The organism is Streptomyces sp. NBC_01217, assembly GCF_035994185.1.
Taxonomy (GTDB): Bacteria; Actinomycetota; Actinomycetes; order Streptomycetales; family Streptomycetaceae; genus Streptomyces.
This window is the reverse complement of record NZ_CP108538.1, coordinates 437943-450431: the sequence shown is the minus strand read 5'-3', so window position 1 is coordinate 450431 and position 12489 is coordinate 437943. Positions and strand designations below refer to the sequence as shown.

The 12489-nt window shown below is 68.5% G+C and carries 7 protein-coding genes; 4 read left to right on the top strand and 3 right to left on the bottom strand.

Annotated features, from left to right (window positions below; all coding sequences use genetic code 11):
- The first annotated feature begins 59 nt into the window (after positions 1–59).
- On the top strand, positions 60–2138 hold the full coding sequence (locus OG507_RS01755; RefSeq protein ID WP_327365315.1) for a PQQ-dependent sugar dehydrogenase: 2079 nt from the start codon (positions 60–62) through the stop codon (positions 2136–2138).
- Between the two features lie 88 nt (positions 2139–2226).
- On the opposite strand, the gene OG507_RS01750 is transcribed toward OG507_RS01755, so the two are convergent.
- Both OG507_RS01750 and OG507_RS01745 read right to left on the bottom strand, forming a co-directional pair.
- Positions 2227–3381: a PP2C family protein-serine/threonine phosphatase gene (locus OG507_RS01750; RefSeq protein WP_327365314.1), complete on the bottom strand. Its 1155-nt coding sequence runs from the start codon at positions 3379–3381 to the stop codon at positions 2227–2229.
- A 607-nt stretch (positions 3382–3988) separates the two neighbouring features.
- Positions 3989–4408: a hypothetical protein gene (locus OG507_RS01745; RefSeq protein WP_327365313.1), complete on the bottom strand. Its 420-nt coding sequence runs from the start codon at positions 4406–4408 to the stop codon at positions 3989–3991.
- 692 nt (positions 4409–5100) lie between these two features.
- Between OG507_RS01745 and OG507_RS01740 the strand changes: the two genes are divergently transcribed.
- Entirely contained in the window at positions 5101–5583 is a 483-nt protein-coding gene (locus tag OG507_RS01740) for a uracil-DNA glycosylase (protein ID WP_327365312.1), read from the top strand.
- 751 nt (positions 5584–6334) lie between these two features.
- Positions 6335–6763 (top strand): PPOX class F420-dependent oxidoreductase, encoded by a 429-nt coding sequence (locus tag OG507_RS01735; protein ID WP_327365311.1) that lies wholly within the window; start codon positions 6335–6337, stop codon positions 6761–6763.
- 282 nt (positions 6764–7045) lie between these two features.
- Here the strand turns inward: OG507_RS01735 and OG507_RS01730 are convergent, their stop codons facing one another.
- Positions 7046–8050, bottom strand: a complete 1005-nt coding sequence (locus tag OG507_RS01730; RefSeq protein ID WP_327365310.1) for a LuxR family transcriptional regulator — start codon at positions 8048–8050, stop codon at positions 7046–7048.
- Positions 8051–8818: 768 nt separating this feature from the next.
- On the opposite strand from OG507_RS01730, the gene OG507_RS01725 reads away from it, so the two are divergent.
- Positions 8819–12436 carry a S8 family serine peptidase gene (locus OG507_RS01725; protein ID WP_327365309.1) on the top strand — a complete coding sequence of 1206 codons (3618 nt, stop codon included), beginning with the start codon at positions 8819–8821 and terminating at the stop codon, positions 12434–12436.
- Positions 12437–12489: the final 53 nt, after the last annotated feature.

The following is a 12489-nucleotide window of genomic DNA, read 5'->3' as shown; positions in this document are numbered from 1 at the left end:
GCCAGCTCGAAGGGATCCGCATGGCGTCACGACGTACATACCGAAGGCACTGGGCGGCCGTGGCCGTCAGCGCAGCCCTCGCCCTGGGCGGTCTCGCAGCGCCTTCCCATGCCGACGAGCCCGCCGCGGCGGCAGCCGCCCTGACCGACCCCATTCCGCAGAAGCCCGTTCAGTCCAGGACGAGTCTCGTCCTGGAGGAGTTCGCACAGTTCCCCAAGTCGGAACCCGTGCCGACGCCGACGGATCCGCGCCTGATGCGCCACGCCCGGATCAACACCATCAATGAACTCCCCGACGGCTCCGGCCGGATGGCGACCCCCGATCTCAACGGCACCCTGTACCTCACCGATCCCGGCGCCGCGACGCGCACCTCCGCGGGTACCCCGCACCCCTACCTGGACGTCAAGGCGGCATTCCCGCACTTCTTCTCGGGCCGCGGTCTCGGCCAGGGCCTCGGGTACGCCGCATTCCACCCGGAGTTCGGAGCGAACGGGCGCTTCTACACCATCCATACCGAGCTCGCATCGCAGGCCACCGAGACTCCCGACTACCGGCAGGCCGGCACGCTCACCTATCACGGCATCATCACCGAGTGGACCGCCGACGACCCCTCCGCGGACGTCTTCCACGGCACCCATCGCGAGGTGCTGCGTATCGGCTTCACCGGCCAGGTCCACGGCATTCAGCAAATCGACTTCAACCCGACGGCAAAGCCTCACGACGAGGACTACGGCCTCCTCTACCTCGCGGTGGGCGACGGAGGGCAGGGCGTCGGCAACGGCGAGCCGCAGAGCCTGGCGCTGCCGCACGGCAAACTTCTGCGGATCGACCCCGCGGGCCGTGACAGCGCCAACGGCCGGTACGGCATCCCCGCGTCCAACCCGTTCGTCGGTGAGCCCGGCTCGCTCGGGGAGATCTACGCGATGGGCATGCGGGACCCGCACCGCTTCAGTTGGGACGCGGGCGGCAACCACCGTATGTACCTCGGCCACATCGGCGAGCACGCCATCGAGTCGGTGTACGAGGTCAAGGCCGGTGACAACTTCGGCTGGAGCGAGCGCGAGGGCCCCTTCGTGTTCGACAAGAAGGCCACCGACCCGTGCGCCCGTATTTTCTCCCTCCCCGCCGACGACGCCCAGTACGGCTACACCTACCCGGTCGCCGCCTACGACCACGACCCGGAGCCCGGCTGGAACTGCCGGTCCGACGTGGGCCGCGCCATTGCCGGAGGCTTCGTCTACCGCGGCAAGGACGCGTCGGCGCTGCGCGGAAAGTACATCTTCGGCGACCTCGTGGACGGCCGGATCCTGGCCGCGGACACCCGCGACATGCATCGCGGTGGCGAACTCGCGCCGCTCGAACAGCTGATGCTCTTCGACAAGTCCGCCGGGAGGACGGTCACCATGCGCGATCTCGCCGGTGACCAGCGTGTCGACCTGCGCTTCGGCTCCGACCGCAGCGGCGGGCTGTACATCGTCTCGAAAGCCAACGGCAAGGTCTGGAAGGTGACCGGGACCCGCACCTTCGCCCACTGCAAGATCGGCAACACCCCCACCACCCACACCACCGGACCCGACAACTGGGCGCCGGTCACCCCGGCCAAGTGGGCATACACCGCACGCGAGACGATCATGACCGAGCCGGGCGTCGCCCGCCCGGGACCGCGCCGCCCCTTCGAGTACGCCGTCCTGACCGCGGGCCCGCGCTACTCGTCGGTCACCGTCGAGGCGGAGGTACGGATCGACACCCCCGTCGAGATCACCAACCGTGATGTCATTCTCATCTGGGACTATCAGTCGGACACCCGGTTCCAGTACGCACACCTGTCGAGCGACAACACCATCTACCCGCACAACGGTCTGTTCACCGTCAACGACGCCGACCGGCTGCGCATCGACGACCAGTGGAACGGCACCTACGGCGCCCCTCCGGCGATCAAGGACGACGGATGGCACAAGGTGCGCCTCACCCACTGTGCCGACACCGGTGAGACCGCCGTCTACCTGGACGGCAGCCGCAACCCGCTGATCACGGCCACCGACCCGGTCTTCGCCTCGGGCCGGGTGGGCTTCGGATCCTTCGACAACGCGGGCCGCGTCCGTCATCTGAAGGTGACGGGCACTCCGGCCGACGACTGACCTCGCGGGAGCGGGCCGAGACACTCGGGTCATCGATCCGGATTCGCCTCCGCAGGCGCCCCATGTCTGCACGCGGCCCGGCCCTGCTTCATCGAGCGGTAGTGACCGCCGGTGTCCTGTCCCTCTGGACGACGATCAACGCCATGTCGTCGTCCAGAGGACCTGCCGCGTACGCCTTGAGATCGGCCGTGATCTTCTCTACCACTGCTTCGGGTGCCTGGTCGGTCCAGGCGGCGGCGCGCTCGGCGAGCGGATAGAAGGTGCCCTGCGCGTCGCGGGTCTCACTGACGCCGTCGGTATAGAGCAGAAGCTGGTCGCCGTGGACGAACGGGAAGGTCGTCTGGACGTAGGAGCTGGCCGACAGCCCGCCCAGACCGAGGGGAAGAGCCGGGTCCGGCACACTGAGCGCGGTCGCGGTCGCGGTGGCGTTGCGCAGCAGCAGGGGCGGCGGATGCCCGCAGCTGATCACGTGGATCACCGGCTCGTTGTCCGGGATGTCCACCACCACGGCGGTCACGAAGCGCTCGCCGGTGTCCGCCTCTGACCTCGAAGACTCCGAGAATTCCGCCAGTCCCCACCTGACGGCGTCCTCCAGATATGCGACCAGCTCCGGCAGCGGGGCCTGGCGGTGGGCCGCGGCGCGGAAGGCGCCCAGCATGATCGCGGTGTCGCTGATCGACGCGAGGCCCTTGCCCCGTACGTCTCCGATGACCAGCCTGGTGGAGTCGCAGACGCGGGCGACGGCGAACAGATCGCCGCCGATGCGGGTGTCGGCCTCGGCGCTGCGGTACTCCGAGGCGATGGACACCGGCCCGGCCCGGTCCGGCAGCGGGCGAAGGACGACGCGCTGTGTCGCGTCGGAGACCGAGCGCACTCGGAGCAGCTCCAGCTCATGCCGGTTCCGCAGAAGGGAGAAGAGTGCCAGGAGGACGCAGAGCGCCGCGAGGGAAGCCAGCTCGACGAGCACGCTCTCGGTGGCCAGTGACCCACGCTCCGCACCCGCGATGACGAGGGCCGCTACCGCGAGCCCGCCGATCAGCGCTGTGAGCCGCGGACCCGCGACGGCGGAGGTGACCGCTGGGGCCACGATGAGCAGGTGGGCGAGGTGGATGTCCGGCGGCAGGAAGTGGTCGGCCACCGGTATGGCGACGATCAGCACCAGAGGCCCCACCAGCCACAGCACCGACCGGCGCCGGGCTCGCCCAGACTCAGCCGGTGGTGTCGTGATGGTCGCAGCTGTCACGACGGTGCTCCTCCCTCTGCACCACTCCTGTACCAGCAACGCCTTGCCGGCCGTCGCTCATTCCGCCATGTGCCGGTCGGCCGGTCACGGCGCCTCCAGCGCTTCGGGAAGCCGCCGGGTGCGTACGCCCAGTTACGTTGATCGATAGGTTATCGAGTGGGCCGACACTGCCGCGCCGGTCGGAAAGACACGTCCGTGCTTACGACAGCCAACGGGGATGGCGCCACGAGAGATGGGGCGTCTTTGCTGGACGTGATCGTCCGGGAGGGCGCCCGGTGGTCCGCGACGAGCACACCGCTGTCCGAGGAAGGTCACCACCACGCGTGAACGACAAGCGTGTCTGTGTGGCGGCGGGCGAGTGCAAGCGGTTCCCCTCCACGATCTGGCCGCCCTGGGCGCGGAGGCGTCCGGAGATCAGCGTTCGAGGTCGGCTCCTGGACCGGGTGCCTGGACGCCTTCGTGCACACGTCGGATGCGGCGAGGACACCGACGCGCAGCTACCGGGATTTGTAGCTGGTTAGATAGCGCGCTCGGTGGCCATGCTCAGCCCCTGACATGGTGCGGCCCGGCCACATACGATCGCGGCCGGGCCAGAGTCAGTGGCTGATCAGGATTCGGGGCAGAGCGTCTTACGCAGCCCGAAGTTGATGTGACTTCCGTCGTCATCGGTCAGCGTGACGCCGTCGTAGGAAAACCGCTGTGCAGCACTGTGGTCCGGGTCCGTCGCGCCGCCATCGAGGGCCGCGCACTGGTTGCGGGCCGCGTTGATCGCCTTGTCCTCGTCATGGATGAGGTTGCTGTTGACGTCCAGGATGGTCGCGAGGACGGCGTCGCGCTCGGCGCCGGTGGGCTCGGGCGGCAGGTCGGCGTTCTTGGCAGCGCCGCCGTTGTCTGCGGCACCCGACGCCTCGGGTACGGCGCTCTTGATGGTGTCGGCCTTGCTGTCGCTGTCCTTGTCGCTGCTGCAGCCAACGACGGTGACGGTGAGTATGGCGACGACGGCCACGGTGGTGGTGCGGATACGCATGATTCCCCCTGGTGTGACATGAGTAGGAACATGGTGCGGCAGGCGGGACGCTGGGGCTGCTGTGGTGACAGGGTCGTGACCTGTTGCGGACGCGTTTGAAGCGATCCGCTCCCGTGGCGGTCGCCGCCTCCGGGCCCCCGTCGAACGCCGCGCCACAGCTCTCCCGCGCCCTTGTCGTCCTGACCGGTGTTGAAGTCGACCGCAGGCTCCCGGCCACGAGCCTTCGACCTGCACGTTCGAAGATGGCGAAGGCTCACTGAAGCCAGGGCTTGCTTGTGTGCCGGGGGTTGGCTCATCGTCCGGTCCTTTCGGAGCGGTTACGGGCCGAGGTATTGCTTGGACTGCTGAGGTAGTTGGCCGCCCGGCAACGTAGCGCCAGGCAGGACCCAGAGGAGCCCGACGTCGTAAATCTGCGCCCACGGCCATGCTCCGGCGTTCAGCCGGACCTCCTCGTTGCTCATGGCCGACAGAGGCTGTCACTGGCGGGTGAAACACTGCGGTGCATGACATCGCGCAGTGCTTTTCATACGACTGCGCCGCGGGCCCTGGCAGAGCCCGAGGTGCTTCGTACCCGGTTGGCCGCCGTACGTACCGAGCCTTCAGCACGCCCCTTGAACGACTGGGTGGAGGGCCTGCGTGCCCGGTTGGGCGATGGCGAATCAGTGCCGTGGTTCGACCCTGCCTCGGGCGGTGTGGAAGCCCGGAGCCTCTTCCTGCTGGAAGCGCCGGGTCAGAAGGCCATGGGCGCCGAGGCCGAGCTGCGTCGCACGGGCAGTGGGATCATCTCGATCGACAACGACGACCTCACTGCGCGGAACTGCTGGATGCTGCGTGACGAGGCGGGCCTTCCGTACAAGGAGTCCGTGCACTGGAACGTGGTGCCGTGGTACCTCGGCACAGCCACCCGTATCGCCGCCCCGGGCAAGTCCGAGATCCAGCGCGCCGCGCCCTTCCTCCACGAGGTGATAGTGATGCTGCCATCCCTGGAGGTGGTTGTTCCCATGGGGCGCAAGGCCCAAGCGGGATGGGCGGTGTACCAGGAACGCTTCGCTCCGAAGGTGCACACGCTCCCGACCTGGCATCCGAGCCCGCGTGTGTTCGCATCGCGTCCTGCCGCCCGGCAGGAGATCTTGGAGGTCCTGCAGCAGGCTGCGCGGTTGCTCGGTACTGCTTGAGCCGAATAGCGGGTCTTGGCCGTTGCGGTGTCCCACAGCCGGAAGGCTGCGGGACACCGCGTCGATTACAAGTCAGTGGCCGGCCTTCTTCTGGTGGAGGCGAATACCGGCGGGGGTGCCGACGTATGCGCAGTCGGGGCATTTCTCCCAGCTGTCTTTGTGGACGGCCTTGGCCGTCAGGTTCCCGTCGGGATGAGGCGAGGCAGTTCGCTCTTTGTCATGAGACCAAGACAGACCTTCAAGAAGCAACGTCAAGATGCGCATTCGAGGTCACCCTGCTTGGTTGCTGTGGCGGCCGGCAATCTGCTTGAAGTCGCGCATCCCGGGCTCCACCACCCGGCTGGCCACAGCATTGCCGATCGGGGCGATGTTGCCTCTGGCTGGGCGGCGCGGCCGGGGCCACGGAATCGTCTACGCCTGCTTCGGCTGCTCGCGCGGACCGTAGTGACGAAAGACGGCCGCGCCAAATGGGTGGAGGCCTGCCCGGCGGCGCAGGGCACGGGGTCAGCATCGAATCAGCGCGCTGCACCCGAACGGTCGCGAACGGACGCCAATAGAACCCAGCACAGGGGCAGCACGAGCGCATCTGTGCTCGATATGTCTCACGCGCTCCATGCCTGTCACCTGCATGTTTGTGCGGGAGGGTGTCACGTGTGGGTGGTGCCCTCCCATTTGGTCCACAACTCCTGACGATTACTCGGTCCGCGCGTCAGTTCCCGTCAGTCGGCCTTCCATCAGGCAGCATGCGGCCATGGCGCAGAATATGAGCGATGCCGAGTGGCGTGTATTTGTCATGTCTGGCACCCGAACCGGCAAGCTCTCAACCGTCCGAGCAGACGGCAGTCCGCACATTGCCCCCATCTGGTTCCTGCTCGACGGCGATGAGCTGGTGTTCAACACCGGTCAGAACACGGTCAAGGGCCGCAACCTCGCCCGTGACGGCCGGGTTGCGCTGTGCGTGGACGATGAGCGGCCGCCGTTCGCGTACGTGGTGCTGCAGGGCCGCGCGGAGCTCAGCGACGCCCTCCCGCAGGTCCGGGAGTGGGCGACCAGGATCGCGGCCCGCTATGTGGGCGCCGACCGCGCCGAGGAGTACGGCGCTCGTAACGGCGGCCCTGGCGAGCTCCTCGTGCGAGTACGGATCGACAAGGTGCTCGCAATGTCGGGCATCAGCGACTAGAGAGTGCAGCAGGCCATCTCGTCCGCGCGGCAACCTGAGTGAACGTCCGACGGAGATACGGCAGTAACCCCCTCGGGGGGTCTCTCCAAGCGGCCGCGCATTGGCCAGGTCGCCTGTCTTGTCCTCGCGGATCATGCACTTTGCTCCTGGACGGACTCCGCGCTTGAGGCGGCGTATTTGCACCCACTTCGCGGCGCTTTCTTGTCAGGGCCACCGCACCACGCACAGGGCAAGGGACCGGTCCGGCGAGGGCGTTGAATGGTCCGAACGGGGCCAGGACGCTCAGACCCAGTTGCGTCGAGCTGCCGCGACACCAGCGCCGAACCGGTTGGTGGTTCCCAGCTCTGCGTAAAGGTCTTGGATCCGCCGCCGCAGCGTCCGTGTCGAGATCCCGAACTGGCGGGCAATGGCGTCGTCCTTGACTCCGGCAGCAAAGAGCGCAAGCAGGTTCCGTTCTTCGTCAGTGGGCCTCCGCGTCAGGGCGCCTCGGGTGGACGGTCCCGGTGACGGCAACGATTCGGAGTCGGGGCCACCACTCAGTGCGGGCGAAGTGGCCCAGTAATGCTCGAACAGCTCGGTCAATGCCATCAGCAAGGGGGGCGCTTCGGTGTAGAGGCACTCGTTGCTGTCGGCTGACAGGCTCAGCGACACCATCGCGGCCGATCGGTCCGCCATCGCCAATTTGATGGGCAGCGCGGGCGCGACCCTGGCTTCTTCCCCACGTGACACGAGACTGCCCAGCGCCTGCCAGCCGCCTTCAGCATCGAAACTGGCAGCCGCGTAGACGACACGCACCCGCACTCCGCGCCGGACCGCCGCCTCGTCGAGTGGCCCGTTCGGAGCCAGTAGGAACGGAGGGCGGTCCATTGCGCAGATCTCGGATCGGGCAGCCTGCTTCAGGCGGTAGTAGCAGTCGCCGACCGCCTCCGGACCGCTGATCGTCCTGGTGGCGGGTTCGGCCGTGCTGGACCGTCTGGCGTCGTCGAAGATCGCACCCAGCGGCCCCGCCGCGTCCCGCACGGCAGCCAGTTGACGCTCACGTTCCGCCACCAGTGTCCGCAGCGCGTGACGGGGATCCACCGTGAGGAACGCCCCTGAGGACCTACGGCTCACCAACCCTGAGTGGTGCAGACGTTCGAGCAACGCCAACGCGCGCTCGGAGCTCACTCCGAATTCCGCCACTACGTTGTCGACAGTCCCGCCACCGCGCACCAGTAGATGGCGATAGACGGCCTCCGCCTCTGCGTCGAGTCCAACCAACTCCAACGGCGCGTCGTTTTCCGTCATTGCTCTCCACTTCCGAGCTTTTCCCGTGTGATACCGATCAGGAAAATACAAGCCGTGGCGGCGGCCGGAGGAGCAGGTCCCGGTCCTGGGTCGTCTCCGGTCGGATTTGGCTGCCGGACCAGAAGCCCCGGGGGCCGGAGTGCGGGCATGCGGGCTGAATATCCGGAGCATCGTGCCTTCGCGCAGGTGTGACGATCTGTCAAATGACCAAGTGGGCTGCATGTCAGGGGTGTTCACGAGTGGGGCTGACCTGTAGCGATGCGAGCCCTTGAAGATCGTCCGCCGCGCGGCGAGTGATCGTACCCCGAGCAGTGTCAGAGGTGGCCGGGAATCTGGGCGAGCATGCCCGCATCCGCGGCGAGAGACGATCCGGTGGGAGGGGCGGCCCCAACCGCGCAGGACAGCGGTGACCGGCTTGCCCGGTCGGGTTTCCTTTGCCTACCTCGCGAATCCGACAACTCCTCGCGCTTTGCAGCATGTCCCGCTTGGGGATCATTACGCCTACTTGTGCCATGTCCACTTGGTGACGTGGCACAGAAGTGCCAAAGCGCTGACTTTACAGCGATACGAACGGATGGCTGACTGCGAAGGACTCCTGCCCGTCTAGTTCATGAGGTTCCCTTGCGTATGCCTCCGTCCCGCAGACGCGGGTTGACAGCCGCCGTCGCCGCCCTGGTGGTGCTGACGGCCACCGGTCCTGCCGCATCGGCCGATGTCACTGCGACGCCCCCATCTCCCATTGCAACCGCCGCTGTCGGTCCCGCGATTGTGCGTACCGTCACGCTGATCACCGGTGACAAGGTCACGGTGACCGTCAGTGGTGGCAGGCACTCGGTCACCTCGGTGGTCGATCCGCAGGGCAGGACGGGCGGCGCTCACGTCATGTCGGTCGGTGACGACATCTATGTGTATCCCGACGCGGCGTCGCCCTTCATCGCGTCCGGGGCGCTTGACGAGCACCTGTTCAACGTGACCGAGCTGCTTGCAGACGGCTACGACGACGCGCGCAGCGACCATCTGCCGCTGATCGTCACGTACACCGACGCGGCGGCCCGTTCCCGCAGCCTCAAGACCCCTGAGGGGGCGAGCAGGACCCTGGCCCTGAGCAGCATCCAGGGCGCGGCGATATCCGCGAAGCACACACGGGCGGCGGACTTCTGGTCCTCCCTCACCGGTGCCGGGACGGCGTCCACGGGGGCGCGCTCGGCCGGGTCGGCGCCCGCGGCACTGGCGGGCGGGATCGCGAAGGTGTGGCTGGACGGGAAGGTCGAGGCCACGCTGTCCGACACCACCGCGCAGATCGGGGCTCCCGAGGTCTGGGCGGGCGGGGACACCGGGCAGGGCGTGGACGTCGCGGTGCTGGACACCGGGATCGACGCCGCGCACCCGGACTTCGCCGGCCGCATCGTGGCCACGGAGAGTTTCGTGCCCGGGGAGGACGTCACCGACCGGCACGGCCACGGTACCCATGTCGCCTCGACGGTCGCCGGCACCGGCGCTGCGTCCGGCGGCGAGGAGAAGGGCGTCGCCCCGGGCGCCGGGCTGCACATCGGCAAGGTGCTGGACAACTACGGCAGCGGTCAGGACTCCTGGATCCTGGCGGGCATGGAGTGGGCGGCCCGGGACCAGCACGCCAAGGTCGTCAGCATGAGCCTGGGCGGCGGACCCACCGACGGCACCGACCCGCTCAGCCAGGCGGTGAACCGGCTCAGCGAGGAGACCGGAACGCTGTTCGTCATCGCGGCCGGCAATTCCGGCCCCGCTCCGTACAGCGTGAGCGCCCCGGGAGCGGCGGACGCCGCACTGACGGTCGGCGCGGTGAACGGCCCGGGGAAGGGCGTGGATCAGCTGGCAAGCTTCTCCAGCCGCGGCCCCCGCGTGGGCGACAACGCCATCAAGCCCGATCTGACCGCCCCGGGTGTGGACGTGCTGGCGGCCCGCTCGCAGTACGCGGCGGAGGGCGAGGGCGCGTATCAGACGATGAGTGGCACGTCGATGGCGACACCGCACGTCGCGGGCGCGGCGGCCCTGCTGGCCGCCGAGCACCCGGACTGGACCGGCCGGCAGCTCAAGGACGCCCTGGTCAGCACCACCGCGAGCACCCAGCGGTTCAGCCCCTTCGAGGCCGGCAGCGGCCGACTCGACATCGCCGCCGCCGTGAAGGCCACGCTGTTCGCCTCCGGGTCCGCGTTCGCCCAGACCAACTACCCGTACACGCCGGGGCAGACCGTCCGCAAGGACGTCACCTACACCAACACCGGGTCCGAGCCGCTCACCGTGGACCTTTCCCTCGGCCAGGACCAGCTGCCCGAAGGCGTGTTCACCCTCACCGACTCGCGGCTGACCGTGCCCGCGCACGGCGCCGCCACCGTCGGCGTGATCACCCACCTCGACGCGGCGCAGGACAATGCGGCCTACTCCAGTCGGCTCACCGCCACCCGCGCCGACGGCACGGTCCTCACCCGCACGCCGGTCGGCGTGAACAAGGAGGGCCGCCGCGTCACGCTGTCGGTCACGGCGAAGGACCGCCACGGGGACGCCCTGCCCGGCACCCTCGTCCTGAAGGACGTCGAGCGCGACACCGCGCCCAAGATGTACGAGATCGACGCCTCGGGCCGCATGACCCTGCGCCTGCCCCCGAGTACCTACTCGGCGTGGATGAACACCGCCGTGCCCGGGATCGACGGCACGCACACGCTGGGCTTCGCCATGTTCTCCGCGCCGCAGATCGACCTCGACGCCGACCGCACCGTCCGCTTCGACGCCGCGAACCTGCGCAAGGCGGCCGCCTACACCCCGCAGCCGACCGCCAACCAGTTCATGAGGGTGGACCAGTACCGCACCAACGGCGATCTGTTCCCGTTCAGGGACAGCTACATGCCCGAGTACTGGCGGTACGACAGCCTCTGGGTGACCCCGACGCCGAAGGTGACGAAGGGTTCGTATACCTTCGCGACCCGCTGGCGGCAGATCCAACCGCCACTGACGTTCTCCTCCGGTTCGCAGACCTACGCCGGTGTCGTCATCCAGAGCCTGTCCCCTGCGCTGCCCGAGGGCACGGGCAGCTACCGGGCCGTGTGGGCCGGCAACGGCTCGGCTGCGGACTTCCGCGAGCTGAAGGTGCGCGGGCAGGTGGCGGTCGTACGCCGCAGCGATACCGTGCCCGCTCCTGACCAGGCCGCGGCCGCGGCGAAGGCCGGCGCCAGGCAGCTGCTGATCCTGAACGACGGCTACGGCAAGTTCGACCCCTGGGCAGACCTGCCCGACGCCGCCCCGCTGCCGGTGGCCTCGCTCGGTACCGACGACAGCGCGCGGCTGCTCAGCCGGCTCCGCAAGCCCGGCACCGCGACACTGAAGGTGGTCTCGCACCCGCATCCGCGCTACCTGTACGACCTGGTCCGCCACCACGACGGAGCGATCCCCCGAGACCCGTCCTACCGGCCCGGCCCCGGCGAACTGGCCCGGATCGACGAGTCGTTCCGCGACACCAAGCAGGGTGAGGCCCGCGAGTACCGCGATGATGTGTCCCCCGTCCTCAACGGCACCATGCTCAGCAACTCCACGCCGGTCGAGACCCAGGGCGCGCTGACGTCGTGGGTCACGACGGGCACCGGAGTCCGCTGGGTCTCCGGCACCGGCATGCACGACCTCGGCCAAAGGGGCCTGGCGCGCTCGTACAAGCCGCACAGCACCACCGGCGAGAGCTGGTTCTCACCCGTCCAACGCCCGCGACTGCTCAACGACGGCATCAGCTGGCAGGCCCCCTTCCGGATCGGCGACGTCATCAGCACTTCCGTCGTACCGGCCTGGGGAGACGCCGGCGGCCACGCCGGCGTCGTCTGGGCCGACGGCGACACCTCGAAGATCTCGCTGTACCAGGGCGACCAACTGCTCGGCGAGGACGTCAACGAGCGGATCGTCACCATCGACAACGTGTCACCCGACGCGTTGCCCTACCGGATGGTGGTGGAAGGCAAGCGGAACCTGCCGGACCGGCCGTACTCGACCAGTACGCGCACCGAGTGGGGGTTCACCTCCAGCACCACGGACTACACGGTTCTCGCGCCTCTGCCGCTGGTGCAGCTCGACTACGCGGTGGCCACCGACCTGTCCGGCAAGGCGCACCGGCGGACCGGGCTGGCGGTCACCCCGTCGCACCTGAAGGGAGCGGCGGGCGCGGGTGCGATCCGCACGGTGACGCTGGAATTGTCGTACGACGACGGTGTCACGTGGCACCGGACGACGCTGCGGCAGTCGGACGGCGACTGGAAGGCGCAGCTCGACGCGCCGTCCCGGGCCCGCTTCGCGAGCCTGCGCACGACGGCGCGGGACACGAAGGGGAACAGCGTGAGCCAGACCGTGATCCGCGCCTTCGGCCTGAAGTAGCGACGGCGGACGGCTGACGAGTGGGCCCCTGTCCGCGGTGGACGCGGCGGACA

What these genes read in the sequence shown, in the direction of transcription:
- OG507_RS01730 (WP_327365310.1), bottom strand. Translation starts at nt 8,050, where the DNA reads ATGACGGAAAACGACGCGCCGTTGGAGTTGGTTGGACTCGACGCAGAG.
- OG507_RS01745 (WP_327365313.1), bottom strand. Translation starts at nt 4,408, where the DNA reads ATGCGTATCCGCACCACCACCGTGGCCGTCGTCGCCATACTCACCGTC.
- OG507_RS01735 (WP_327365311.1), top strand. Translation starts at nt 6,335, where the DNA reads ATGGCGCAGAATATGAGCGATGCCGAGTGGCGTGTATTTGTCATGTCT.